This is a genomic window from Bacillus sp. OV166, from assembly GCF_900177675.1.
Taxonomy (GTDB): Bacteria; Bacillota; Bacilli; order Bacillales; family Cytobacillaceae; genus Neobacillus.
This window is the reverse complement of the sequence record NZ_FXWM01000001.1, coordinates 3,089,419-3,112,801: the sequence shown is the minus strand read 5'-3', so window position 1 is coordinate 3,112,801 and position 23,383 is coordinate 3,089,419. Positions and strand designations below refer to the sequence as shown.

The following is a 23,383-nucleotide window of genomic DNA, read 5'->3' as shown; positions in this document are numbered from 1 at the left end:
ACTTCCCCCTTGCGTACATAGTGTGTATTTTTGTTGTTGATATAGCGAAATAGCAAAACCACATGAGACAGCCATTCTTGTGGAAAAAATACCTAGCATAATCAGAATCAGGAAACCCGACCCCAAAAACGGCGATTTTCTCCTGTTTCTGTGCGTCAGCGGACGGAATAGGGATTCCCTTGTTCAACTAACCTGCCCCGTTAGTTCAACAAGCACTTATAATCAATGTTCCATCTGGATTAACTGTAACCAATGGATATTCAGGTAAGTTTTCTCCAGTAAGAATACTTTCTTTATCAAGAATCTTTGATAGATTTTTCATAAATTCAAAAACAGCATTTGCCTCAGATCTACTTTTAACTTCTTTTGGGTCAATATCGAATTCTATCTCGTCTTCTGAAAAGAAATTGCAGTTAATCAAAACACCATTGGTGTTAATAGACATTAAAATACGGTGGTTCTCCTTTTCCTCAAAAAAATGGGCAACATCAGTTTCTTCATACACTGTTATGTGTCCATCCTTGTAAAAAACAATATCCCAAGTAGAAGTGCGAATCCATTCAAAAAATTTTTGCCAATCGGTTAAATTAACGTCAACAATATAAATATCCCTTAGACTTCCATCATTGAAAAATACTTTATCCAAAACCTCATATGTTATTTCCATTTAATCAATCCCAATATACAGATTATTTTATTTGTATTTTACCACCTCTTATTGAACTAAACTGCCAGTTACTTCAATAAGAAAAAAAGAGCCTGCCGCCGCAAACTCTTCTTTAACTCAAGCACCCCGTTACTTCAATAAGAAGAAATTCAATTCCAATTATTTTTCAATATGGTGCGGATGGAACAAATATGATTGGATATTTTTCTCCTAGCTGTTTCTTCACTTCTTGGAATAATTGCAACCCTTTTTCATTGTGATTTTTCTGTTGTTTTAATCCATTTTCCTTTAATGAATCGGTTTCTAAATCAATCCATTTACCATATTCCGATACCCATTGCAATAGTTCTTCCCGTAATTTATCTGATAAAGGGAAATCCTCTATATCAAGATTCCAGCCACATACGTTGCACCAAATAGGGTCAGCCACAAAATCCGCTTCTAGTTTAAATGAATTAGTAAATTCGCATTTACAAACATCTTTTAACATCAAAAAGTCATCTCCCAAAAATACAATTTCTCCTGTAAGTTATTCAACTAATCTGCTTTCGTTAGCTCAATAACAAAAAAGGATCGCCGTAGCAATCCCCGTTCTTTAACTCTTGCCCCCGTTACTTTAAGTATATTCTTTCACAAACTTTTCATCTTCCATATCTATTAAGTAAACATCATCATCCTTAACTAAGAACAATTTGCTCCCTCTGCCAACAGCATAATCATATTTCAGTTCTTCTCCAATCTGATTTACCGTTTGAAATTTCTTTCTTCTCTTGTCCCTTAAAGAATACAAGTACACCACTGCCCTATGGTCATAACCATGACTAAACATAACTAGATCATTTAAGATAGCAAATGCATGACTTCCTTTGATAGGAACATTACGAATAATCTTATAACCCGTCTTATTTAATGTAACAAGTGGAAAGTCAGAATAATAATAAATATTTGTGTCTTTAGAAGTGACATTTAAAGCATAACAATCGCTTATGAATGGAACTTTTCTCCCTGTTTGAATGACAAAATCGACGTAATCAAATGTTCGGACTCCTTCATTATCATAACATCTTAAACCTGAATCCATATTTTCATCGAAATAACTTACCCATATATCAGAATCCTTTGTTGTTTGCAAATCTTGAATTGCATCATCAAACTCGAACGTTTTTAACACATTTCCGTGAACATCAAATAAGGTACCGTTCCTTATATACCTCTCTTCCTTGTCGGTTCTTGCACTAACCAATAACCAATTCTCCTCAAGAGGTTGAACAAAATCAAATGCTTCCAATACCGAAGGGAGTTCTATTTTATTTATTTTTCCATTTACAACATGAAATACCTTATGCAAGTACCTTTCTTGTACTTTCTGTTCTGTTAATAAAACAATATTTCCGTCAAAATCGACGCTAATTCTATAATCATCCTGTGCACCAGCAATATGTCTAACGTTGATATAATGGCTAGCTTTTATGTCATTCATTTTTTGTTCCTCCAAAAATCATAACCAACACTTGTTAAACATAAGCACCCGTTACTTTAAGTACATATCTTCACAAACTTTAATTGAACATATAAAACCAAAAGATTTCGATACCTTCTGTCATTCCAAATATTGTATAATTTGTAGCAAGGGGTGATAAATGTGCTCGTAAAAATGAACAAGCAGGATTTCGATTTATTAACACATACTAACTTAAGTCAAGGCTGTTTTGTGCCACTTATTAAGATTTATAAAAACAATGTAGCTGAACAAAGTTCATCTAATGTTTCCCAAATTAAAGAGCAATTTTACGAGCAACTAACTGAAGGTCAACGAGCGTTATTTATGTTTTATGCTTATTATAATCACGTAAGTAAATCACTTATCGAATTTTATTGGTGGAGTGCATATTTTATGGCTCAGCCTCGAAGTTGGTCAGCAATTAAATCTGGTATAAAGTATTTCGATGATAAATCAATGCTTTCACTCCTCGAAAGAGTAGAAGTAGCACTAAAACAACATAATTATCCAGATACTTTAGAGAACTTTACGGTTAAACGTGAAGACCTAGAACGGAATAAAGAACTCCTAGCATCTTTCATATCACTTTATGCCTTACTTGATAAAATTTCCTCACAAACCATTAGCAAAATTAATAAGTGTATTGAACACAACCCTCAAGAATTTTTAGATTTAGAAGATTAGTTTTAAAACTAATAGGCAGCACCTATTAAACGGGTGCTGTCTTTAAAAAAAACAAGTAATATAGGTCAAACACTTACTATCCTGCCACGTTAGTAGAACAAGAAAAAAGAACCGCTACCGCAACCCTGTTAAACATAAGCACCCGTTAGTTGAATAAATTTTGAAAGTCAATTGTTTCCTTATCTTTAACCATTAAATCTCCCCATCAATATTGTATTATAGTAATTACCATCAGAAAGAATTTTGTCCTTTTTTAAAATACCTTCCACTTTAAAACCGTAGTTTTCATAAAGTATTTTCGCTTTATGGTTGGTTTCAAGAACGTTCAAAGTTATTTTCTTAATTCCATTTTTATCTGCCCAATTAATTGTTTCTTTTAATAAGTTTTTTCCAATTCCATATCCCCAATATTCTTTTAATACACAGACCCCAAATTCTACTTTATGGGATGTTCTCTTCAATTTGTTTCCTTCGCATCTTGAAAAACCTACAATTCTTGCATTAACTTCAGCCACTAAAAATAGGGAATTAATACTTTCGGTATCTTCTTTAATTATTTGTTTAAAACCTAATTCATCTATGTACGCCTCGCCCTTTTCTCTATCTAAATTTTCTGTTTCGCCATCTATCTGTAATCTAACTTCTGTCAAATTTTTTGCATCATTTTCTATTGCAGACCTTATAAAATAACGTAAATTATTATAATTAAATTCTTTTGGATTAATCCTCATTTAATATTGCCTCCCCTTATTTTTCCATTCTATATTACCATTTTTATTGCACTAACCTGCTTCGTTAGCTTAAGAAGAAAAAGCCACTAAAAGTGGCATCCGATCTTCAACTCATGCACCCGTTAGCTAAATACCTATTCAAATTTATTTCATTTAATCTCTTATATTGTGCCCTTATTTTAATGTCATGCCCCATTCTCTTTCCCAACTACGTAATAAAACATACCGCTGTATTCCCTTTGTTTTTAAAAGAGCGTTGCGTGCATGAATAAATGCATCTTCTTTCCGATTCTTTTTAACCAAAAGTTCTGTTGTTAATGCTTCCCGCATCCACATTTTCGGATTTTGTTTAATATATGACCGAGCACCTTCAAAATCATTAATCAAAATCGAACGGGCTGCTTGGTAATAGAGAGTAAACGCTGACTTTCTCATACCGTTTAACAACTTTTCCATTTCTTCCGTTCGTTGGTGAAAATAGGCATGAATTAATTGGTGCTGTTTTTTTATACTAGGCAGGTGAAAACCTTGATTGATTTTTCTAATGGACTCGTCTACATCTTTTTCAATTCCATTAGCAAGCCCATAATAAAATCTGTAAAAAGGTTTCTTTTTATTTTTTAAAAGAATTTGTTCTATTTTTTCCACATCACCTATTCCCCAATATAATCGGAATATCGGAAATACAAGGAAGTATGCAACAATGATAATGACGAAAAAGGAAACAAGAGGTTCAGGAAAGTCTAAAAAACCCCCTATAAAGGAAATTACGAATCCAAAAATCGTCGCATATACAAATGATAACCAATTCATTTTTTTCTCCTTATATTTTGTCTTTTCTAACTATACTACCCCGTTAGCTCAATAATAAAAATGCTGCTTTTCATGGGAGTTGAACAAGGTAGTAACCTCATTCTCTTATTCTTATCTGTCTAATTAGTTCTTTAAATGGTGTAGCATACGAGTCTTGATAATTTTTCATATGTTGTGTTAAAACAGACCAATTACTTTCAAGATATGGATGTATCTGAGTGGTGTCAGCAATACTATACAGTTCAATTAAGAAGTAAATAGTTTCCCATATTAATAAGTCATCGTCTAATTTCAACAATACATCTATAACATTTGGAATGTAGTTATAAGCATCTTGAAGACATTCCTTTGGTTATTGCTTCGAAAGAATTACTAAAATACCACTCGTCCTTATCTAATTTAGCTTCCCATTCGTCATATATCTCCAATAGCCTTTTATCCGTTTTAATCACGCCCAAATTGCAATTTAGTTACACATATATTATCATTTCTTGTTCAACTATTCTGCTTCGTTAGTCGAATAAGAAAAAAGGATCGCCGCTGAGATCCTTCTTGAATTCAAGCATCTATTTTAAAAGGCAATATTTATAAGGTGCAAATTTCCTGTTGCATCTAATATCTGTATTACAAATAATCCCTCTTAGCCAAAGGTTAAGAGGGAAATGTAAAAATAGAGGTAACTATATGATACTGGCGATTAATTGGAGCTAATTAAGTCTGCTATTAAAATATATCGCTGCGGTGCGTCACCAATGTATGAAAATGGATAACACGTCGTAACCGTCAGAGTAGCCCTCGGTTTAGGGACAATCACGGTCCGGTCATCAGCATCAACAATCCGTGTTCTTCTTACTTTATAAGTAAACTTGCCCGCAGATGTCCTCACAATTAATAAATCACCTTTTCCGACTTCTCCCAGCTTCCTAAACACTGTATCCCTGTGTCCTGAGAGAACAGAATTATCCTTTTCACCAGGCAGCACGCTACCTGCAAAGTGACCGACTCCTTTAATCAGTTCATCTTCATTTGCCCCATGAAAAATCGGCAAGCTCTTAGAAAGCTTCGGAATGACCAGTTCTCCAATCCGATCCCCTATTTTGTAACGAACTGGATATAGAGACTTCGAACCAATTTTTTCTTTTACTACTTTGGGTGCCATTTTTTCCTGTTTATTTTGAACCTCATTTGTTTGTTGAAAAAAGGGCTTGATGTTTAATCCCACAATCCATAATCCTGCAAGGACTAGCAAGATGCTAATCCACTTTCGAGCCGGGATTTTACTTTTCATTAGGCTTGCTCTTTCCTCTTGCGATAAAAAATGACACCTACAAGAATCAATAATGAACCAGCCAGTACTCCCTCCATATAATTGCCTGCTGTATTTGGCAGTTTGCCACCTTTAATAGTACGTGGCTGCTTTTCCTTTGTCCTTTTTACAGCAGTTTCAATTCTTTTTACAGTCTTTTCAACCTTTTTAATATCATTAACCGTTTCGTCAATTAATTCAGAATTAAGCATTTCTGCAGGAAATAAAGCATCTAGGAGGAGCTTACCCTTTTTATTATAAAGCTCGATTAACAAGCCATACCCTTGAGCGTCTTTCATCTTGACAAGCTCATTCATGGTAACTGGTTTCTTTTCACTGCCCTTTACCAGATAAAAACGCGGCTCTAATTCAACTATGTTAAAAATTTCTTCGGCAATGCTGATCAACTCGGAAGCCTGTCCAGCTGTAAGCTCGCTTGTATTTTCTAAATCAATAAATGGTTCAAGGCGTTTTTCAATGGATGCCATTTTTTCATTAACCGTTGCTTCATCTAGATTAAGGCTTTCAAAATGGGATATCATAGCCATGATTTCATCTTCTGTAATGCTTATTTCGGAAACAATATTCTCTATATCATTTCCGCTCATATACAAGGCTACTGCCATATCCAGATCTTCAATAGTTTTATAGTTGTCCAGTGAATCCTCATTTTTTGCCAATAAATCCTTCAATTCCTGTATGGTCATACCATAATCTTCAAGAAGTTCATTGAGGTTTTCATCTGTAATCGGAGTCCCGCTTTCTTCTGTATAATAAGAAACAGTATAATCAAGGGCATTAATATATCGAAAGACATCCCCGATTTTTTCACCTTCTTCCATTTCCCCGTTTTGAATAAGGAAAGCAACAAGGTCTTCTTCATTTTCGAACTCGTAATCTTTTATTAATGTCTGTAGGTTTTCTTCAGTAATAGGTTCCCCAAGTGTTTCTTTTAGTTCATCAATAGTAGTAAAATCTTTCAAACTCATATCATAGAAATATTCTAGATAGGAGTCTAGTTCTTCTTCTGTCCAATCATCTTCATTTAAAAATGAGGTTAGCTCATCTGGTGCCACTGCATTGCCAACAGCTGGAAAACATCCAAACAGAAGGACGACTGCCAATAAAATCTTTTGAAATTTCTTCACTTTTTTATTTCCCCCTTAATTTTAAAAAACAGAAAAAAATTGTTCCAACTATTTATTTTAGAGGAAAAGTGAGGGGAAAAATAGAGTTTTATTTATGGAAATATCAAATAATAATTAATAAACTTGGGATTTTTTTCATTCTTCACCCCTAAAAGTTATTGATTATTACAATTATATTACAATAAAATTCCTTCTTTCACTAACCTGATCCGTTAGTGCAATAAGAAAAATGTATCTCCACTTTTAGTAAAAACGCATCCGTTAGTGAAAGAAGAAAAACCCACAAATCTTTAAAGAATTGACCATAGTGAGTTATGACTCCTTCGTTATTTCAATAATGTGAGATTCCAGTTTTTTTCTTAATGGTTTAATAAAACTTTTTCCCGCTCCCCAATCAATATCCAATATCCCATCTCCATTTCCTGCTGATATACACTTTACAATTGTCACTCCGCTAAAATTATCAACAGTTACAGTTAATGTAGCTGTATTACCCGTTCGAAGAAAAAATTTTTCAAATACTAGAATTGAAATTTCTTTTTCGTCTACTCCAGTAACTTTATAATCCTCAAATATCAAAGTTGACTTTAAATCCTTGTCCTCCAAAATAAATTGAACCGCTTGAAAAGGCTTTATATCCACATTAAACTCAATGTATCGTCTCATTTAATTTCACTCCCAAAGAATCGCTTTTTCCAGTTAAAAGCTATCATCTCAAGAAAATTCGCTTAGTGTAATAGAGTCTTCGTTAGCAGAATAAGAACCGCTGCCCCGATGACAGATCCGTTCTCCAACTCTAGCACCCGTTAGTGAAAGAAGAACGGAAATTCCGCAACTCTTAGTTTATAATAGTTTCCTCATTCTATATACCAAATATTTTTCATTTTCTTCCCTTAATTTGACCATCCCATATTTAGTATATAAATTCATTGCTCTTTGATTAGAGGGAGCTACACGCAAATGATATTCAGATACATTAGATTTTCTGAAAAAATCTTCTGCATAACGAATTAAATCCTTTCCAAGCCCATTCCCACGATATTCAGGTATAATATAGAATAAATTAACATAACCAATTTCCTTTTCACCGTATTCCCGAATTTGCAGCTCCATTTGCCCAATTGGTAAATCGTCTTTTTCAATAATTACCTGTCCATTTGGGAATTTATTAACTCTTTCTTTAATCCGATTAATATAAGCAATTTCATCTCCAAACCCTTCTTCAGTACCAAAACTTACAACGTAAGAGTCCTTTCTGAATTTAATAATTGTATCTTTATCCTTTTCAATATCAATAGTTCGAAATTTCAAATCATCATCCCCTTTTTATAAATAATATTTCTCCTTATTTATTTTGATTTCCTTCTTCAAGTAAACTGCTTTGTTAGTGAAACAATAAAAGCTGCCTCAATGACAGCTCAGTACTTTAAGTACAATCCTTCACAAACTTTCTTATAGAAATAATAAGAGAACTTCAACTTGGCGACTCCCCAGCATTTATTCGACAATACAATGTTTGAGCTGTTAGATTAATTATTTAAGTCTTTCTCTTCAATGTATTCTAGGAAGCAATCCTGAAGCTCCCCTACAGTATCAATAGAATTAAGCAGCAGTTTTGGTTCCATTGAACAGTCTATTAGGGTTGAACTCCCGTCAATTATCCCAAGCATATTTGAAATGGTATCAATGATTGTTTGCTCGATAATTTTAAATAGAACACCTTTATTTTCTTCATCTAAACTATTGTATAGATTGGAGCCTTTCTCCAGTAATCATCAGTGGTATTACTGACATTCGTTGATTCGTATAAGCTTTTGTACTGCTCAAGATTTTCTTGAACTATTGACTTGTATAAAGATTTAATAAAATCTTCATTCATTGAAACTCCTCATTTCTGAATATAGATTTCCTATATTTATAATTAAAGATTATTTAAGGTTATTCTTCTTAAACAATTCTGAGCCGTTAGTAAAAAAGCGTCTCTATCCTTTGTAGAAATGCATCCGTTAGTACAGCAAGCAACCTGCCCCGTTACTTCAATAAGAAAAGGCTTAGCTCTTTAATCAAGTGAAGCTTAACGGACCTATATAGGTAATTTCATTAGAGTACTCAGCTTCAATTTCCTCACACAACTCAGGGAGTTGCTTCTTAAAGGATTTTACAATCTTTGTGATTTTACTGAATGCATACTTTTCTACTTCGTCATAAGGAATCCATATCTCGCTATTCTGAATCTGTTCATATAGAGACGAAATAACTGTATCGCGGTAATTAGGGGGTAGTTTCCTTGTTGTGCGTCTTTCTTTCATCTTATCGAAGTAGAGATTACAAAATTCTGTTGTGATCCATTCCTTTTGACTATTTTTTAATTGTGAAAAACGTTTGTTTGTTTGAAGAAGCTTTCCATTCACTTTAATATGATTTTTCATCAATAACCATCCTCATTTACCTTTTATCATTTCTCCTAACTTTATTATTCAAGTAAACTACTCCGTCTTAACGATAAAGAAAAAGGTATATACCAAAACATTACATTTTGGCTTTAATTCAAGCACCCATTAATTGAACAAGATAAATCAAACTTTGTTCTGACAAAATAATATTCTTTGTTTTAGGCCTTATTTTTTACCTTTGAATATAGTACATTGTTTTAGTTATAATGTTGGTAAAAAGTAAAGGAATGCATAAAATGAAAGATCAGATTGATGAATTAACGTTATTATTATTACATTTAACATCTTTTACAGAAGATTATGGATTAGGTGATGCTCAGAGAAGTTGGAAAGGTTATCCTTTTGAGTCACTAAATGAATTAACAGAGAATGATTACATTCGTGGCAGCAAGCAATCAAAATCAGTGTATCTAACAGAAAAAGGAATCGAACAAGCCAAGAAACTGATGAAGAAATATAATATAAAAGAACAATAAGGGATCTCTCAAACGAGATTTCCCTTTGCCTTTCTTAAAAAAAGACCTGCGTTGTAAATTAAGTAGACCTTGAACTCTAGCACCCGTTAGTGAAGATAATCCTACATTTCTGAAATAGGGCTAATATTGATATTCATATCTTCAGTATCATTTTCGCTAGATACCATTCCAAATATCCTGCAATTACCGCACTTTTTGCATTCAAACATATATCTTACTTCCTTGTTATACTCATAGGCATTTTCTTCGCTTTGTATTTCTGTATTAAGAGTGCTTTTATACCATTGATTATCGGAACATACATCACATTTTAATTCCTTACCCCAAATTTTCACTTCGTATAGCATTGAAAAGACACCTCACAATTTTATCAATTACTTATAAATTCAGCTTAGTTAGGATTATCTCCTTCTTTCACTAACCTGCATCCGTTAGCTTAATAAGAAAATGAGGTACAGAATTAGTTCACATTAAAAATATCGTCAAATACTTCACCTGTTTCATAGTCGAAAACCATTCTATATTCCCCTATCACAGATTCATCATATTCAAAATTAAGTCTAATAACTACGTGATTAAAATTCTCATCAGGCCAGTTTGTAATTGTAAGTGAAACTGTATTAACATAAATAAACAATTTCTCAGGTTCAAATCCTTCCTGAAAAGTTTCCTCAAATTCTTCAGGGGATTCTTCCCTCCAACTATTAAAGGTCTCCCAAAACCCATTAATAGTTTCTTTTTCTAAATCCTTTTCAATTACCCATTTTTTTAAATCCTTTATATTTATCAAATTAGACATTTTTTCTCACCCGGTAAATGTTAATTTTGGTACTATTCTCAGCCACTATCTATTTCAACTAAACTGCTTCGTTAGCACAATAAGAAAACGGGATCGCCGCAGCCATCCCATTTTTAACATAAGCACCCGTTAGCTTAAGAAGAATTTTCAGGAAAAAGGGTAGCCTTCTAAGGATAAAACTAGACTAACGATAACCCCTATTACAATTCTCCAAATCCAAGATTTAAACAATTGTAATTTTTGATGCCGATGAATAAGTCTAGCTGGTTGTACTGCTAAAGTGGCAGCTGTTTCCTTTTGAGTTTGTTTCAGCTGATTAATAATATAATCTAGATCACTTTTGGATATTTTGCCTTCTTCGTTCATAAGTCTCCCCCCCATACTCAACCTTCATTTTAGTAAAATGAGATTCTGTACCAACACGAACTAACAATTTTTCATAAATCTATTATACTTTAATTCGACATTTTTTGTTGTATCTATTCGAATTCTACCAATCATTCACAATGAGCAAATATATGTCTATTCTCAAATTTGCTCCTAATTTTAGGAAAACATATTTTGAAAATGCACTATTACTTATGGTACGGTATTTTCGCCTATAAAAATGCCCTAGGCAAGTGATATCAATGCTTCAGACTAAAAACCTCATTTACTTATGATACGGTTCCCCGTGACATATCTAAATGAGGTTTTTCAAATTAATAGAATAAACACCTATAAACAAATAGTATCATCTAAAATAATTGTTTTTCAGCGTTTTGAATGATGCTCTGTTTTATTTGCAAAAAATCCCCTTGGTTATTACTCAATCGTTTTTTCAAAAATAAAAACTGATACAGCCATATCCTCTTCAATCTTTGCATCCGAAAATAAATGAAGTAGCTTTGAACCTACGATCTCCTCCATTCCTTCAGGTATTTTCTGCTTATATATATCCCGAATCATTTCGGTTCGGGCACTATGAATTACTTTTTTACCCTCTTGGGATTGTGCAATAAATTTTTCTGTCGGAGTTAGAATACCATACATGGTTGTGATAGCCATATTATCCACGAAGTGAGTAAAAATTCGCTCCGGTCCCTTTCCAAAAATCTCTTTTCGCATTTTCCGTACAATATCATTAAACGCTGTTTCCTTTTTCCCCATGCTCTCTCCTCCTAACAACTCGATACTATACAACACAGTCTATAAAAAATTCAACCAGTCCTAAATTTTTCTTGTTTTTCTGCTTGAGAGGAGTATAATCAATGCAGTTGGACAAAATTTAGACAAATTTAATGATGGAGCACTAATAAAACTTTTTGTTAGAACTCTATTTATTATTCCCAATGGAATGATTTATTAGTAGGCAATGCTAATTGATTACTCCACCACAAAATGTCGTCTGTTGAGACGATTTCTTGTGGTGGAGTTTTTTGTTTAAAAATGGAAAATGATGTTTTTCTCTCTTGCAAGGTATATTCCAACCTTCGTATTTGCGTCTGAAGAGATTAGGAAAATAAATTATTTTTATCAGGAGGTATTTTAAAGGAATGTCTTGGATGGTCCTTCATTTTATCGGAATTATTTCATATGCAGCAAGCGGGGCTTTTGTAGCCCTTGAAGTAGAATATTCCTTTGTTGGGGTTTACGCATTGGGTTTAACCACAGCCTTTGGGGGAGGGCTCGTACGAAATTTGATTATAGGTGTCCCTGTTTCAGAGCTTTGGGACCATTCCATCATTTTAACGGTTTTAATGACGCTGACATTCATCGTATTATTACCGCTAAAGTGGATTAATCATTGGAAGCGGTGGAGTTTATTTTTTGATTCCATTGGTCTTGCTTCCTTCGCTCTTCAAGGAGCAATGTCAGCCCAAGAGGTTTTTTCTAATGATTTGGGCGTAATGGTCTTGGCGTCGATGTTTACCGGCGTTGGAGGGGGTATGATTCGTGACATCATCGCTGCCCGAAAACCCCTTGCTTTAAAGGAAGAAATTCATGCGATTTTAACAATTTTATGTGCCATATGTATTTGGCTGGGTTGGAGCACCCCCATTCAGTTGACGCTGATTGTCCTTATTGTTATAGCTTTACGCATGTCTGCTATTCGTTATCAGTGGCGGCTCCACCTGCCCTGCAATCATAAAAAGGGTAGGAAAACACAGATACGTATTTCTCTAGGTAGGAAATCCATAGAAAAGCCATCTATGAAAAAAGCAAATAAAGATTTACCAGCCTAATTCTTATCAATATCACTTAACTATTTAAGCTTTAAAAATCATAAAAAGATTTAGGCCCAGTAGTCATCCTACTTGGGCTATAATAACGCACTAAAGAAAAATTTATCCGGCGACAATCAGCTTAGACTTTCGAAATTTTACTTCATCAATGGATGAGAGCAGCAAAAACCATGTTCAGCTGATTTCCATCTTTTTAATTTTATAAGAGTAATTTTTTAGTTAAAAACCTCATTTACTTATGGTACGGTTCACGGCAATTGAAGCTAAATTAATTCTAAACTATCTGCCTCTAGTGCTGAAAAAGAGTTAAAAACCACTCTTCAACTAACCTGCTTACGTTAGTTCAACAAGAAAAAAAGACCTCCGCAGCGACCTCCATCTTAAATTAATGCACCTCGTTAGCTTAATTAGAACATCTTGAAAGGATAAGTAACCCTCCAATAATGATAACTACGGTGATAATCTTAGTAAGACACCCTCCATTTGCTAAAGCCCCCAAGTTTCCGACCATTGAACGGTTTATAGCTTCCCCTAAATTACCCGTTGGATTTTCTTTATTAACTTGGTTTTGTTTTTTCTCTTGTTCGTCTTCCGTATTCATTCATTTACCCCCTATAATTTTCCTTAAGGGATTTTATTCTCCAAGATTCAAAATTAATCCTTCTTACACTAAACTGACCCGTTAGTTTAAGTACATTACTTCACATCTTCTGCTAGGAGTAAATATTTTTGAGATTTTGATTACTCATACAAAAGATCGTAAAAAAAAGACGATCTTTTAATTGATGCAAGAGGTTAGTTAATATGGCTCATTTATAAAAATTAACAAATATTTAGACATTCATTTCGATAAATTTAATTACTTTAGTTGCTGTATCAAATGCTTTTCTACACTTCAAGAATTCTACTAATTTATTGTTATGAAATTAAAAACTCCCCAGCAAAGCTGGAGAGTTAACACAAACTTTACTCTTCTTTTTTGGATAAACAACGATCACAATCCATCAAATAACTTTCTGCTTGCTCTTGCATATGCTGCCCGCATTCAGGGCATTCCTTAATACAGTTTATTTTTACTTATCTTGTTATAGTACAGTATAAGCAAAAAAGAGAAAAAAGTATAGACCTTTTTTAAATAAATTATAAAAGTTTTAATATGTTCATCAAATCTATTTTTACCTTGTATATCCCAATCGAAATCCTCTGTATCATCATCCCATTCCGAGTTAGGAGAATAGAAATCTCTTGAAGCTACAACTATTAAGTTATCTAAGGTAATTCTCCACGAACATTAAATATGTAATTCATATTCTGGTGTTTCTTGGGTTCTGCCTCTTCTGTTTATTTGAATCATATCCCCGAACCCCATCCAAAAAAGGTTAGATGCTCTTCCAGCATTTTGTAATTTCAAACCCAATAATTTACATAATTCAACACGAATTACTTCTTTCATACTTGTCTCCTTGTACTGGATTTTATTTAAGGAATGCACCCGACAGCTTAATAACCTTTTGAACAAATCACTGAAATCGTTAGATAGTATCTCTATCTCTTTAACATCATAAAAGTCTCCATCGCTTATGAATTTTTCAATTTTTACTGTACCATCATTCATAAACTCAACTTCACAATGTTGCCCTGGAACAGTAATTTCAACCATTATAGCTTCATCTCTTACTTTATTTAGCTTATAAAATATATTACTTTCTTCCAGTTTATTAAGGAAATTGATTAACTCCTTAATCCCCACCAAAACGATCTCCCAAATTAGGTAATATTACAGATTATATTCTAAATCCTTATTGAACAAACCTGCCCGTTAGTGGAACAACGAAAAAAAGGCTGCCGAAGCAGCAAAATCGTTCTTGAGCTAAAGCACCCGTTAGTGCAATAAAGTCGGTGTCTAACATTTACCGTTCAATGGGGATCGGGATTTCCCCATTCCTCATTTTTTTTGTTTATGAAATTTGTGGTCAGCAAAATCCTTCGGTTTGCTATTGTCCGGATTAAAACGGCTCGATGGCTTTCTCGTTTTTACCTGTTTGCGGCTGATTTTCAATTCTTCTTTCTTCGTCTTCCTTGGGAATTTTTTTCAGTTGTTTATTTACTTCTTCTACTTGATTAGTAGTTATCATTTCATCCATTTTCAAAAACCTCAATTCATTAAAATATTTTTATAAATATAATATGCCGCAGTAACGAAAATTTTATGACCGCTAAATTAGACAAAAGCACCCGTTAGTTTAAGTGAAATAGTTCACATATCTATTCAATTATCTCGCCTGAATAAGCCTTCAGTTTTTCATTAGCATTTGCCATTGCACTATTTAAGTTGTCAGTAAGTGAAAAGCCAGTTGACTTTTGTAGCCAAGTTTCCCATTCACTATCCCAAAAATAAACGTCAATTTCTAAAAGTCCATCTCTCAAACGTTTATTTATTTCCCCTTTATATGCCTTACTAGGTGAGTATATTTCTTTAACAAGTTCAGGCATTATTCTAAACTCCCCTATGAATATGTTTTAACAGCAACTCCTTGTCCAACTATTGCACCCGTTAGCTTAATAAGAATTCTATTGAAAAGTGTACCTTTCTAAGGATAAAACTAAGTCCTTTAGTTCATCTATATTTTCCCTTTCCCATTTTTTCCTTTCAAATGCCCTGATTACTTTTTTTGAAACAGACAGAATTGAATCTCTAAGTTCTTTGATTGAACAAATTGCAGTAAAATTTACTTGCTTTTTTTCTCTCTCGATACAAAAACGTAATTCTAAATTTTCACTATCTAACTTCTTAGCCAGAACAATTGGAGTGCCGTCCATAAAGTCAAACTCGTATGCTCTTCCCGTTTCAGAAATCATTAATCCCTTCATTGATGCTATCCACCAGGATAATATAATAACAACAAAATCAGACCATCCTTCTTCAGGGAAAAAACGATGGTAATCAATGACGAAATATATATCTCCTGTAATGTTTTGTCTATTTTCCAATGATTCTAAATCAACCTCAATCGAAATATGTTGTGGTATTAAAACCACTCCTTGTGTTTTTGATTTACTTAATAATTCTCTATTTGTTTTAATTCCCCTTCTTAAGCTAACTTGCTTCGTTAGTGGAACAAGAAAAGCTGCCAAAATGACAGCTCCCATCTTCAACTCTTGCACCCGGTAGTTGAACAAATAATTATTAAATATATTACTGCTTTCTAAAAATCACCATACCGAAAATCATTGGTATTATCATTAGCATTCCAACTGTTAAAGAAGGAAATGGTAACTTTGAAGCAAAAATTGCACCAAAGGTTCCTAAAAAACCAGCTATAATAAAAGGAATAGCAGTTGATGTTTTGTTTGCACTTTCCTTTGCATAATACCAAGCATCCCAGACTGTATACACAAAGAAGCCTGGATAAAATAACATACCATCATAAATAACTACCTCTAATGCTTGTTGATGGAAACCATTAAAATCAAGTTGAATAGCTTTGTTTATTTTTCCAAACATATTATCAAAATGTTCAATCCCCACGAAAATAACACCTTTTAAAAATTGTCCATTATATATTTGCCCAAACCCTGGCATAAGTATTGAAAATAACGCTGAAATATTCCTCATAACAAGCATTTCCTTTTTTTGTATTTTATTGTTATCATCTCCTAATTTTTTACATTTTAAAATAACTGTTACAAAACAAACCTGTATCGTTAGTGGAACAAGTAAAAAGAGCTGCCTCGATGACAGCTCCGTTCTTCAACTCAAGCACCCGTTAGTTGAATAAGGGTATCTTCATATTTCAAGGAATCTCTTTGTGTTTACCTCTTCCTGTCCTTCCTTGATGGTAGCCGAGAACGTAACAAACAAGTCCTAAGATACAAAAAACAACATCCTCAGAAACACCTATCTCTCCAACAAACAAACAAATACAAAAAATGATTACAATAACAATTATCGAAATAAAGGTAATTTTATTTTTTTCTCTGATGGACTCCTTGTGTTTACCTCTTCTTTTCCTTCCGTGACGGTAGCCTATAAAGCCGAGAACCAGTGCTAAAATACCAAAAACATCCTCAGAAATGCCTATCTCTCTAAGCAATAAACAAATACAAATAATGATTACAACAACAATAATCGATATAACAGTCATTATTTTGCTTTCTCTAATGGATTTTTTTATATTTTTTCGTTTCGCCACACTCCTTCACCCCTCTCCTGAAGTATACGAGTGTATTGAATAAATAACCCCTTTTATTAGGCAAATTTCTTTGTTTCTAGATATAACTAACCTGCTTCGTTAGTGCAATAAAAATAGGGATCGCCGCAGCCATCCCAATCTTTAACTCTTGCACCAATTTACTTTAAGTACATTCCTTCACAATGTCTTTGAAAAGTTGTATTTGAATCATTTTAAGGTCAAAAATTATTGGGTCCGAAAGGATTTTCTGGTGGATATTCCTCTAACTTATCAGCTGTTCTTTCATCTGGTGAAGTCGCCCCAGATTTTTTGTCAAAATAAATGGCTATTCCAACCAATATAATGATAGGTGTAAATATATAAATCCAAATCATCATAACACCTCCAAACTAACCAAAGAATTACTTATATTATATTACAAATTTAACTTTTTTTTACAATATTTTTTAACAAAACTGCCCCGTTACTTTAAGTACATTCCCTCACATTCTTATGCTCTGAGTAACCATTTCTACGATGCTGTTTATTGGCACAAAAAATGATCGTCTTTTTGCCGTTCCTTTTGTGACTAACGCACCAGATAGTTTAAGTACAATGTTTCACAATCAATCAATTATTCACTGTGGATTTCAAAACAAAAATAACCGAATGCCAAGTCTTCATCAGTAAGCTTCAAGTCAATCTTCGCAGATTCAAATAAACGAGGTAAAATCATATCTAAAAACTTACAGTATCCTTCGAGTAAGGATTTATAAGTTTTGGGGTCATCGTATCTGCACAAGGGGGTAAGAATTTTCCCTGTTTCAAATTCATCGGATGTTACAGTATTAGCATCCAAATTTTCTAAAATATGAAATTTCTCATCTTGGACGGTAAACTGTTCCCTACATTCCAAATAGAACATATATTCATCAAATTCACGTTGTAATTTAACCTTTTCATTTAAATAAAATGGTGTGATTCTGATGTATTGGGTTGTAACTTTGGAACGAATAATTTTATTCAAAAGTAAATACAAATCTGAAATGGTTGGGAAGATACTGTACTTCCCATTACGATAAGAGGTAAATTCATAGACAATTTCATTGATTGTGCCTTCTCTTTTTTCCAACATACAAAGAATCACCTTTTTGTTTGCAAAATTGTAAAGCCCATTAAGACAAAAGGAAAATGCCTTTTTACCAATTATTATTCTATTCTGCCCCGTTAGCACAAGAAGAAAAGCCGCCAAAATGGCAGCTTCAATCTTAAATTATCGCACCCGTTACTTTAAGTACAATACTTCACAATCTGCTTTGTTGAAAAGACCAAAATAGGCGATGCCTTGTTTAAGCATCGCACGCGTTAGTTCAAATAGTTTTACCATTCTCTCCATTCTTCAGTTATGTCTTCTTCAGACTCAAAGCCAGCTATTCGTGCTGCTTCAGTAATAAACTCATATAGTTCTTCTCTCTCCATTGTCTCAATAAAGTAATCATAATTTTCATTTAGTTCATTTAAACTGATAACTACTTTTTTAACACATTCTAATATTTCTTCCTCAGTCGGATTATCTCTTAGAACTTTTAGGCTATTGATGTATGAATCAAGAACCTCATTAGTTGCATTTATATTTTCGTCAGTAAATAGGTCATCATCTTCATCCATTCTTTGTTTCCATTCTAGCGTTGGTTTGTTTTTAGTTAACTCTTCAAAAGTCATAATATCCTCCAAATTTTTTACTTCTTGTTTTGGATTTTCCTCACCCTCGGCGGATTCCTTGTTTTCGCTACAAGCCCCTAAAACTAAAACAGATGATAAAATAGAAATTAATAATAGCTTTTTCATAGTTGTAAAACCCCTATTATGTCTTATACAAAAACAATTATAAGTGAACTTTTTGGAAAATGGTACAAACTCTTTTATCAAATTTCACTTTAATTTTTCTTATTAAACCGCTCCGTTAGTTGAACAAGCACCTTCTCTTCTATTGCACATTCCTCGAAATACGTATTAATGTTATTCATATTTAATTTGATTTCATTTATAATGAAATCAATAAATTCAAGGGAGAGAACAGAAAAAATTATGATAGATATTCTTTGGTATTGCTACTTAGTAATTTTAGCAATTGCTGCTATTGCAATACTCATAACTGGCTATAAAAAAACTCTTGGTATAATAGATTTTCTATTTTCCGTAATTACTTGGATAGGTTTATTTGGTTACGTTACTAATACACAGATTCTTACTCCTCTTGTATGGAAATTTGTATTTGTAATTGGTTTGATATGGGATGTTTATTTTAGTTTCAAAAAGTTCAATGAAGAGGTTGAAGGTGACGATGATACACCTCAATCCATTAAACTAGCAATTATCGGAATTACATTAATTTTCTTAGTTGGACCTTTATATTTCGGCTTATTTAATTATGCGTTTAAATAAAGTGTTTATTTTTTCTCGGTCACTAATACTATTATTTTAACCACTACCAGAGTACCCCACAAGGGTACTTTGATTATTTATTGAGATTTTATTTTGCTCCTTCACAATATGGTTCAATTCGAAATAATAAGACTTTCCTTGTTGAATTAACCTGCTTACGTTAGTTGAACAACAGAAAAAAGACCCTACTCCGTATTGAAGTAAAGCACCCGTTAGTTGCACAAGACTCTTACTCAATCATCTGGATTTTTTTTAAGAACCCAAGGCATTTTAGCATCAAAGCTTACCTGTAGGATTGGGGTTGGGAATCCTTCTGGCACAAACTCTAAATCCTCTGAGAATCCAACTGTGAAATTCTCTATCTTATAAGTATTCATTTCATTAAAGTTAGTTAATGTACACAATTCTCCTTCTAACACTCTTCCTACTAGATGATAATGCCCAAAGTACAACCTTTTACTCTCTTCCTCGGTAGGTAGTTCAGAGAGATGTGCTGGTTTTGCTGGATTTATCCCAAGTTTGGTGAATACATCAGAAACAGAAGTCTTTAAATTCTTACAAGCTTCAACATAATTTTTACAGTATAAGCAATTACAGACTGGTATATCTTTGCTGTAAAATTCTCGTGTCTTATCAATATCAGCTTCTATTAACCATTTTCCTATTCTAATCTGGTGTAGCATTTTCATACCTTCTTCCTGTCAAATCCCCGAATATTCTCCTTTTAACAAATATAAAATTCGACGACTCGAATTAACAATCCTTCTTGAGCTAACCTGCCCCGTTAGTGGAAGAAGCAAAAAAAAGCCCACCGAAAGCAGGCTTACAATCTTCAACTATTGCACCCGTTAGTTGTAGAAGAACGCCTCTCAATAATGAGTAAATCCTAAAAACTACCCTTTGGAAAAATATTATTAACTATATCTTCAATGTGCATTTTCTTCTCCGCGTTTATACAAGATCGGTTATATAAATTAATTTCTTCTTTTAAATTTTGTATAGCATCTTCTTCGTTACGTCCAATCCCTTTGCACCTATTGTATCCATAGCTTCTGGCAGTATAAAATTCATCTTCTTTTTCAATTAAAACAGGCATAAAAATTGGCATTTCAACGATTCGAACTGTTGTCATACTTTCCAGTGTATCTTTAAATAAATCAAACACTTCTTCAGGTAAAATTGGAGAATTCTGTTTGGACCTATCTGAAATTTTTTTTGCTACCTCCTGTAAAAAATCCAGGTCTTTTTGACTCTCTTTCATTTAGATACAACTCCCTTTAGGGCTTAATTATTCATATAATATCACTTTTCACATAATTTTTATTAAACTAAACTGCCAGTTAGTTTAAGAAGAGACGTTGCTTGAAATGGCAGCCGGAACTAACCCTTTAGTTGAAAATGATATTTAACAGTTCTTTTCCCATTGCTTTAGTAATTCAATAATTTCTGTTTGGATATGATCATCCCAACCTTGTTTTGCTCTTTCTAAACAACCATCCATCTTTGCTCCGTTTTCTAACAAATATGAAGCAATGTCAATAAAGCCGAAATAACACGCAATTAACAACGGTGTCCTGCCTAAACGGTCACATAGGTTCAAATCAGCACCTTGATGAACCAATTGTTTTATAAATTCAAAATTATCGCTATGAACTGCCCAGTATAAAAGACTTTGACCTTGAAATTCCTCATTTACATCGTGTGTTTTTAAAAATTTATTTAGACCTTCACTATCTTTTCTATGTAATAAATCGGAATAATTCATTAGTAACCAGCCTCTTTTCTTAATTATTGCAGCCCCTTCAAACTAAATCCTACCATAAACTTCACCTTTCTTATTAAATTAACCTGCTTACGATAGTTGAAGATTGCCGTACTGTATCAAAATTAATAATCAGGTCAATAATTCCTCTAAAAATAGAATTTTTAGGGAGAGATGTATTTTGCTAATATCAAAAGCCTGGGAAATTTATGAATCTGATAAACGAATTGAAGGGTTCTCCCAACAGACTTTAAAGGCCTATAAACTTCAAGCGTTGTTGGTGATACGGTATTTTGAGGATGTAAAACTCGAAACCATTACTACTATCAAATTAAAAGAATACTTGGCAAAGTCAAGTGAAAATCTAAAGCCATCCAGCTTAGCTCACCGTATTCGTTTTATAAAATCACTTTTCCGTTGGTCACACGAGGAAGGACATATTTTAAAGAATCCGGCTGCTAAATTAAAAGAGCCTAAAGCAGGAAAACGAATCCCCAAATTTTTAACGGAAAGAGAAATCGAATACTTAAGGGAAGCCTGTGCCACTCCTATGGAAAAGGCATTATTCGAATTTATGTTTTCAACAGGTTGTAGAATAGGTGAAATTGTTTCGCTAGATAAGAACAGGATCAATTGGTCAAACCGATCAGCGATTGTTCTAGGCAAAGGTGATAAAGAAAGAGAAGTATATTTTAATATTCGTTGTGAAATTTGGCTTAAACGGTACTTAGATAATCGTCAGGATAATGATCCGGCCATTTTTGTTACAGAACGTAAACTACATAGAATGAGCATTGCTCAAATGAGATACATTGTTAAGCGGATTTCTGATAGGGCAGAGATTAGTAAAGTAATTCATCCACACCAACTTAGACATAGCTATGCAACACATTTGTTGAATAATGGAGCACCTCTTGATGTTATCCAAAGTCTACTTGGTCACCAGAAGAGCGAAAACAAAAATTTATGCCCAATTAAGTGGTAGTCTTAAACAAGAATTGTATAGAAAATATTTTTAACCAATGGCTCAAATATGTACAAAAGCAACACCTTTAAAGAGTGTTGCTTCGTTTAACTCTTTTATAATAACCACCAAAATGGTAACGGGGTGTTAAACTCTTGCACCCGTTAGCTTATGTGAAATGGTTCACATATCACTTCAATTATCTCGCCTGAATAAACCTTCAGTTTTTCATTAGCAATTGCCATTGCACTGTTTAAGTTGTCAGTAAGTGAAAAGCTAGTAGACTTTTGAAGCCAAGTTTCCCATTCACTATCCCAAAAATAAACGTCAATTTCTAAAAGTCCATCTCTCAAACGTTTATAAATTTCCACTTTATATGCCTTACTAGGTGAGTATATTTCTTTAACAAGTTCAAGCATTATTCTAAACTCCCCTATGAATATGTTTTAACCGCAACTCCTTGTTCAACTCTGTCACCCGTTAGTTGAACAACTCTCCTCTATAATAACCGTTTCCAATTAAGGTCTTTAACGTCTTTTTCATTAGGTTTTCTTACAAACTCAATACACCTTTCTTCACAAGCTCCATATACAATAAAGTTTTTTTGTGCTTGCCTTAAGGATGGAATATTAGCTCCTCCTTCATAATCAGGGTCATCAAATTGAACTCCATCATCTTCCCAAAAACAAATTTCACATATATCGTAAGTACCTGGTGGTTCTTCGTCTAATGTTTTATATCCACAACAAGGACAAGTATATTTCATATAATCTCTCCGACGCTTTTTTAATTGAATTTTATCATACTACTTATGCAACTAAACTGCTTCGTTAGTTTAAGTACAGGATTTCACAATCTTACTATAATAATGGTTCACTTTGCCTGAATTGACAGCTCCTCCTCTCACATTAAATAACAGACCAGACCAACTAGTTGAATAGCAGTCATACCTACCTTTCCGTTGCAACAGTAGTAATGGCTGTTAATTGCTGTAGTATTTCCTTAGTTATTACTGTATTTATCTCGGTTTTATTAATAGTTAATGCCGGTATTAGAAGTAAGACAACTGAATGTCTGATTTTCAACATGTTCCCATTAAAATTAGAACGTAAGTAGTTCTCTTTAATCGAGTTTTTTACAATTGATTTACCCAATCGGTAGCTTGGCTTGCTAATATTTTTTAAAAACTGCTAATCGAACCATTCTATAAAGATAAAAGACCCCACTCCCAAAACTT

33 protein-coding genes and 2 pseudogenes are annotated in these 23,383 nt (G+C 33.3%); 5 read left to right on the top strand and 30 right to left on the bottom strand.

The window, feature by feature from the left end; genetic code table 11:
• Positions 1-205: 205 nt before the first annotated feature.
• From CCK98_RS15055 to CCK98_RS15045, 3 genes are all read right to left on the bottom strand, one after another.
• The gene (locus CCK98_RS15055) at positions 206-667 is read right to left on the bottom strand and encodes a hypothetical protein (RefSeq protein ID WP_088087320.1); all 462 of its coding nucleotides are present in this window, start codon (positions 665-667) and stop codon (positions 206-208) included.
• A 166-nt stretch (positions 668-833) separates the two neighbouring features.
• Positions 834-1,157, bottom strand: coding sequence for a hypothetical protein (locus tag CCK98_RS15050; protein WP_088090421.1), 324 nt, complete (start codon positions 1,155-1,157; stop codon positions 834-836).
• Between the two features lie 126 nt (positions 1,158-1,283).
• Positions 1,284-2,147 carry a hypothetical protein gene (locus tag CCK98_RS15045; protein WP_088087319.1) on the bottom strand — a complete coding sequence of 288 codons (864 nt, stop codon included), beginning with the start codon at positions 2,145-2,147 and terminating at the stop codon, positions 1,284-1,286.
• 162 nt (positions 2,148-2,309) lie between these two features.
• Here CCK98_RS15045 and CCK98_RS15040 point away from each other — a divergent pair, with 162 nt between their 5' ends.
• A complete protein-coding gene (locus tag CCK98_RS15040) occupies positions 2,310-2,852 on the top strand; it encodes a hypothetical protein (RefSeq protein WP_088087318.1) in 543 nt (180 codons plus the stop codon).
• 185 nt (positions 2,853-3,037) lie between these two features.
• Here CCK98_RS15040 and CCK98_RS15035 read toward each other — a convergent pair whose 3' ends face one another.
• The 7 genes from CCK98_RS15035 to CCK98_RS14995 form a co-directional block, all read right to left on the bottom strand.
• Positions 3,038-3,583: a GNAT family N-acetyltransferase gene (locus tag CCK98_RS15035; protein ID WP_088087317.1), complete on the bottom strand. Its 546-nt coding sequence runs from the start codon at positions 3,581-3,583 to the stop codon at positions 3,038-3,040.
• 174 nt (positions 3,584-3,757) lie between these two features.
• A complete protein-coding gene (locus tag CCK98_RS15030; protein ID WP_088087316.1) occupies positions 3,758-4,396 on the bottom strand; it encodes a hypothetical protein in 639 nt (212 codons plus the stop codon).
• A 697-nt stretch (positions 4,397-5,093) separates the two neighbouring features.
• Positions 5,094-5,684, bottom strand: a complete 591-nt coding sequence (locus CCK98_RS15020) for a class D sortase (RefSeq protein ID WP_088087315.1) — start codon at positions 5,682-5,684, stop codon at positions 5,094-5,096.
• On the bottom strand, positions 5,684-6,850 hold the full coding sequence (locus CCK98_RS15015) for a processed acidic surface protein (RefSeq protein WP_088087314.1): 1,167 nt from the start codon (positions 6,848-6,850) through the stop codon (positions 5,684-5,686). The genes CCK98_RS15020 and CCK98_RS15015 overlap by 1 nt, the downstream gene beginning before the upstream one ends.
• A gap of 312 nt (positions 6,851-7,162) precedes the next feature.
• Positions 7,163-7,516: a DUF6054 family protein gene (locus CCK98_RS15010; protein ID WP_088087313.1), complete on the bottom strand. Its 354-nt coding sequence runs from the start codon at positions 7,514-7,516 to the stop codon at positions 7,163-7,165.
• A 177-nt stretch (positions 7,517-7,693) separates the two neighbouring features.
• Positions 7,694-8,161 (bottom strand): N-acetyltransferase, encoded by a 468-nt coding sequence (locus tag CCK98_RS15005; RefSeq protein WP_088087312.1) that lies wholly within the window; start codon positions 8,159-8,161, stop codon positions 7,694-7,696.
• A gap of 752 nt (positions 8,162-8,913) precedes the next feature.
• Complete coding sequence (locus tag CCK98_RS14995) at positions 8,914-9,279, bottom strand: hypothetical protein (RefSeq protein WP_179195811.1); 366 nt, start codon at positions 9,277-9,279, stop codon at positions 8,914-8,916.
• Between the two features lie 260 nt (positions 9,280-9,539).
• Here CCK98_RS14995 and CCK98_RS14990 point away from each other — a divergent pair, with 260 nt between their 5' ends.
• Complete coding sequence (locus CCK98_RS14990) at positions 9,540-9,779, top strand: DUF6429 family protein (protein WP_088087311.1); 240 nt, start codon at positions 9,540-9,542, stop codon at positions 9,777-9,779.
• Positions 9,780-9,880: 101 nt separating this feature from the next.
• Here CCK98_RS14990 and CCK98_RS14985 read toward each other — a convergent pair whose 3' ends face one another.
• The 4 genes from CCK98_RS14985 to CCK98_RS14970 all read right to left on the bottom strand — a co-directional run bounded on the left by CCK98_RS14985 (position 9,881) and on the right by CCK98_RS14970 (position 11,727).
• Positions 9,881-10,126 carry a hypothetical protein gene (locus CCK98_RS14985; RefSeq protein ID WP_088087310.1) on the bottom strand — a complete coding sequence of 82 codons (246 nt, stop codon included), beginning with the start codon at positions 10,124-10,126 and terminating at the stop codon, positions 9,881-9,883.
• 113 nt (positions 10,127-10,239) lie between these two features.
• Positions 10,240-10,578 carry a hypothetical protein gene (locus CCK98_RS14980; protein WP_256942353.1) on the bottom strand — a complete coding sequence of 113 codons (339 nt, stop codon included), beginning with the start codon at positions 10,576-10,578 and terminating at the stop codon, positions 10,240-10,242.
• A gap of 147 nt (positions 10,579-10,725) precedes the next feature.
• Positions 10,726-10,944, bottom strand: a complete 219-nt coding sequence (locus CCK98_RS14975; RefSeq protein ID WP_088087309.1) for a hypothetical protein — start codon at positions 10,942-10,944, stop codon at positions 10,726-10,728.
• 438 nt (positions 10,945-11,382) lie between these two features.
• The gene (locus CCK98_RS14970) at positions 11,383-11,727 is read right to left on the bottom strand and encodes a DUF2294 domain-containing protein (RefSeq protein WP_088087308.1); all 345 of its coding nucleotides are present in this window, start codon (positions 11,725-11,727) and stop codon (positions 11,383-11,385) included.
• 386 nt (positions 11,728-12,113) lie between these two features.
• On the opposite strand from CCK98_RS14970, the gene CCK98_RS14965 reads away from it, so the two are divergent.
• Positions 12,114-12,803, top strand: a complete 690-nt coding sequence (locus tag CCK98_RS14965; RefSeq protein WP_088087307.1) for a trimeric intracellular cation channel family protein — start codon at positions 12,114-12,116, stop codon at positions 12,801-12,803.
• Between the two features lie 403 nt (positions 12,804-13,206).
• Here CCK98_RS14965 and CCK98_RS14960 read toward each other — a convergent pair whose 3' ends face one another.
• The 11 genes and pseudogenes from CCK98_RS14960 to CCK98_RS14920 form a co-directional block, all read right to left on the bottom strand.
• Positions 13,207-13,404, bottom strand: a complete 198-nt coding sequence (locus tag CCK98_RS14960; RefSeq protein ID WP_088087306.1) for a DUF6366 family protein — start codon at positions 13,402-13,404, stop codon at positions 13,207-13,209.
• A 365-nt stretch (positions 13,405-13,769) separates the two neighbouring features.
• Positions 13,770-13,862, bottom strand: a pseudogene (gene yhfH, locus CCK98_RS14955) (protein YhfH); the annotation flags it as partial.
• A 232-nt stretch (positions 13,863-14,094) separates the two neighbouring features.
• Positions 14,095-14,553, bottom strand: coding sequence for a hypothetical protein (locus CCK98_RS35390; RefSeq protein ID WP_179195810.1), 459 nt, complete (start codon positions 14,551-14,553; stop codon positions 14,095-14,097).
• Between the two features lie 256 nt (positions 14,554-14,809).
• On the bottom strand, positions 14,810-14,947 hold the full coding sequence (locus CCK98_RS35385) for a hypothetical protein (RefSeq protein ID WP_179195809.1): 138 nt from the start codon (positions 14,945-14,947) through the stop codon (positions 14,810-14,812).
• A gap of 121 nt (positions 14,948-15,068) precedes the next feature.
• Entirely contained in the window at positions 15,069-15,296 is a 228-nt protein-coding gene (locus CCK98_RS14945; protein WP_088087305.1) for a hypothetical protein, read from the bottom strand.
• 78 nt (positions 15,297-15,374) lie between these two features.
• Positions 15,375-15,938 (bottom strand): hypothetical protein, encoded by a 564-nt coding sequence (locus CCK98_RS14940; protein ID WP_142292159.1) that lies wholly within the window; start codon positions 15,936-15,938, stop codon positions 15,375-15,377.
• Positions 15,939-15,999: 61 nt separating this feature from the next.
• A complete protein-coding gene (locus tag CCK98_RS14935) occupies positions 16,000-16,419 on the bottom strand; it encodes a hypothetical protein (RefSeq protein ID WP_088090418.1) in 420 nt (139 codons plus the stop codon).
• 178 nt (positions 16,420-16,597) lie between these two features.
• Positions 16,598-16,996, bottom strand: coding sequence for a hypothetical protein (locus CCK98_RS14930; protein ID WP_088087303.1), 399 nt, complete (start codon positions 16,994-16,996; stop codon positions 16,598-16,600).
• A 218-nt stretch (positions 16,997-17,214) separates the two neighbouring features.
• Positions 17,215-17,373, bottom strand: a complete 159-nt coding sequence (locus CCK98_RS35380) for a hypothetical protein (RefSeq protein ID WP_179195808.1) — start codon at positions 17,371-17,373, stop codon at positions 17,215-17,217.
• 236 nt (positions 17,374-17,609) lie between these two features.
• Complete coding sequence (locus CCK98_RS14925; protein ID WP_088087302.1) at positions 17,610-18,110, bottom strand: hypothetical protein; 501 nt, start codon at positions 18,108-18,110, stop codon at positions 17,610-17,612.
• A gap of 245 nt (positions 18,111-18,355) precedes the next feature.
• The gene (locus CCK98_RS14920; protein WP_088090417.1) at positions 18,356-18,697 is read right to left on the bottom strand and encodes a hypothetical protein; all 342 of its coding nucleotides are present in this window, start codon (positions 18,695-18,697) and stop codon (positions 18,356-18,358) included.
• A gap of 366 nt (positions 18,698-19,063) precedes the next feature.
• Between CCK98_RS14920 and CCK98_RS14915 the strand changes: the two genes are divergently transcribed.
• A complete protein-coding gene (locus CCK98_RS14915; protein ID WP_088087301.1) occupies positions 19,064-19,420 on the top strand; it encodes a hypothetical protein in 357 nt (118 codons plus the stop codon).
• A gap of 233 nt (positions 19,421-19,653) precedes the next feature.
• Here the strand turns inward: CCK98_RS14915 and CCK98_RS14910 are convergent, their stop codons facing one another.
• The 3 genes from CCK98_RS14910 to CCK98_RS14900 all read right to left on the bottom strand — a co-directional run bounded on the left by CCK98_RS14910 (position 19,654) and on the right by CCK98_RS14900 (position 21,185).
• The gene (locus CCK98_RS14910; protein ID WP_142292158.1) at positions 19,654-20,103 is read right to left on the bottom strand and encodes a hypothetical protein; all 450 of its coding nucleotides are present in this window, start codon (positions 20,101-20,103) and stop codon (positions 19,654-19,656) included.
• A 203-nt stretch (positions 20,104-20,306) separates the two neighbouring features.
• Positions 20,307-20,681, bottom strand: coding sequence for a hypothetical protein (locus tag CCK98_RS14905; RefSeq protein ID WP_088087299.1), 375 nt, complete (start codon positions 20,679-20,681; stop codon positions 20,307-20,309).
• A 144-nt stretch (positions 20,682-20,825) separates the two neighbouring features.
• A complete protein-coding gene (locus CCK98_RS14900) occupies positions 20,826-21,185 on the bottom strand; it encodes an ankyrin repeat domain-containing protein (protein WP_088087298.1) in 360 nt (119 codons plus the stop codon).
• Between the two features lie 178 nt (positions 21,186-21,363).
• Between CCK98_RS14900 and CCK98_RS14895 the strand changes: the two are divergent.
• A pseudogene (locus CCK98_RS14895) lies at positions 21,364-22,201 on the top strand (tyrosine-type recombinase/integrase).
• Between the two features lie 109 nt (positions 22,202-22,310).
• Here CCK98_RS14895 and CCK98_RS14890 read toward each other — a convergent pair.
• A complete protein-coding gene (locus CCK98_RS14890; RefSeq protein ID WP_088087297.1) occupies positions 22,311-22,565 on the bottom strand; it encodes a hypothetical protein in 255 nt (84 codons plus the stop codon).
• A gap of 80 nt (positions 22,566-22,645) precedes the next feature.
• The gene (locus tag CCK98_RS14885; RefSeq protein ID WP_088087296.1) at positions 22,646-22,912 is read right to left on the bottom strand and encodes a CPCC family cysteine-rich protein; all 267 of its coding nucleotides are present in this window, start codon (positions 22,910-22,912) and stop codon (positions 22,646-22,648) included.
• Positions 22,913-23,383: the final 471 nt, after the last annotated feature.

What these genes read in the sequence shown, in the direction of transcription:
- CCK98_RS15055 (WP_088087320.1), bottom strand. Translation starts at nt 667, where the DNA reads ATGGAAATAACATATGAGGTTTTGGATAAAGTATTTTTCAATGATGGA.
- CCK98_RS15050 (WP_088090421.1), bottom strand. Translation starts at nt 1,157, where the DNA reads ATGTTAAAAGATGTTTGTAAATGCGAATTTACTAATTCATTTAAACTA.
- CCK98_RS15045 (WP_088087319.1), bottom strand. Translation starts at nt 2,147, where the DNA reads ATGAATGACATAAAAGCTAGCCATTATATCAACGTTAGACATATTGCT.
- CCK98_RS15035 (WP_088087317.1), bottom strand. Translation starts at nt 3,583, where the DNA reads ATGAGGATTAATCCAAAAGAATTTAATTATAATAATTTACGTTATTTT.
- CCK98_RS15030 (WP_088087316.1), bottom strand. Translation starts at nt 4,396, where the DNA reads ATGAATTGGTTATCATTTGTATATGCGACGATTTTTGGATTCGTAATT.
- CCK98_RS15020 (WP_088087315.1), bottom strand. Translation starts at nt 5,684, where the DNA reads ATGAAAAGTAAAATCCCGGCTCGAAAGTGGATTAGCATCTTGCTAGTC.
- CCK98_RS15010 (WP_088087313.1), bottom strand. Translation starts at nt 7,516, where the DNA reads ATGAGACGATACATTGAGTTTAATGTGGATATAAAGCCTTTTCAAGCG.
- CCK98_RS14995 (WP_179195811.1), bottom strand. Translation starts at nt 9,279, where the DNA reads ATGAAAAATCATATTAAAGTGAATGGAAAGCTTCTTCAAACAAACAAA.
- CCK98_RS14990 (WP_088087311.1), top strand. Translation starts at nt 9,540, where the DNA reads ATGAAAGATCAGATTGATGAATTAACGTTATTATTATTACATTTAACA.
- CCK98_RS14985 (WP_088087310.1), bottom strand. Translation starts at nt 10,126, where the DNA reads ATGCTATACGAAGTGAAAATTTGGGGTAAGGAATTAAAATGTGATGTA.
- CCK98_RS14980 (WP_256942353.1), bottom strand. Translation starts at nt 10,578, where the DNA reads ATGTCTAATTTGATAAATATAAAGGATTTAAAAAAATGGGTAATTGAA.
- CCK98_RS14975 (WP_088087309.1), bottom strand. Translation starts at nt 10,944, where the DNA reads ATGAACGAAGAAGGCAAAATATCCAAAAGTGATCTAGATTATATTATT.
- CCK98_RS14970 (WP_088087308.1), bottom strand. Translation starts at nt 11,727, where the DNA reads ATGGGGAAAAAGGAAACAGCGTTTAATGATATTGTACGGAAAATGCGA.
- CCK98_RS14965 (WP_088087307.1), top strand. Translation starts at nt 12,114, where the DNA reads ATGTCTTGGATGGTCCTTCATTTTATCGGAATTATTTCATATGCAGCA.
- CCK98_RS14960 (WP_088087306.1), bottom strand. Translation starts at nt 13,404, where the DNA reads ATGAATACGGAAGACGAACAAGAGAAAAAACAAAACCAAGTTAATAAA.
- CCK98_RS35385 (WP_179195809.1), bottom strand. Translation starts at nt 14,947, where the DNA reads ATGGATGAAATGATAACTACTAATCAAGTAGAAGAAGTAAATAAACAA.
- CCK98_RS14945 (WP_088087305.1), bottom strand. Translation starts at nt 15,296, where the DNA reads ATGCCTGAACTTGTTAAAGAAATATACTCACCTAGTAAGGCATATAAA.
- CCK98_RS14935 (WP_088090418.1), bottom strand. Translation starts at nt 16,419, where the DNA reads ATGAGGAATATTTCAGCGTTATTTTCAATACTTATGCCAGGGTTTGGG.
- CCK98_RS35380 (WP_179195808.1), bottom strand. Translation starts at nt 17,373, where the DNA reads ATGATGATTTGGATTTATATATTTACACCTATCATTATATTGGTTGGA.
- CCK98_RS14925 (WP_088087302.1), bottom strand. Translation starts at nt 18,110, where the DNA reads ATGTTGGAAAAAAGAGAAGGCACAATCAATGAAATTGTCTATGAATTT.
- CCK98_RS14920 (WP_088090417.1), bottom strand. Translation starts at nt 18,697, where the DNA reads ATGACTTTTGAAGAGTTAACTAAAAACAAACCAACGCTAGAATGGAAA.
- CCK98_RS14915 (WP_088087301.1), top strand. Translation starts at nt 19,064, where the DNA reads ATGATAGATATTCTTTGGTATTGCTACTTAGTAATTTTAGCAATTGCT.
- CCK98_RS14910 (WP_142292158.1), bottom strand. Translation starts at nt 20,103, where the DNA reads ATGCTACACCAGATTAGAATAGGAAAATGGTTAATAGAAGCTGATATT.
- CCK98_RS14905 (WP_088087299.1), bottom strand. Translation starts at nt 20,681, where the DNA reads ATGAAAGAGAGTCAAAAAGACCTGGATTTTTTACAGGAGGTAGCAAAA.
- CCK98_RS14900 (WP_088087298.1), bottom strand. Translation starts at nt 21,185, where the DNA reads ATGAATTATTCCGATTTATTACATAGAAAAGATAGTGAAGGTCTAAAT.
- CCK98_RS14890 (WP_088087297.1), bottom strand. Translation starts at nt 22,565, where the DNA reads ATGCTTGAACTTGTTAAAGAAATATACTCACCTAGTAAGGCATATAAA.
- CCK98_RS14885 (WP_088087296.1), bottom strand. Translation starts at nt 22,912, where the DNA reads ATGAAATATACTTGTCCTTGTTGTGGATATAAAACATTAGACGAAGAA.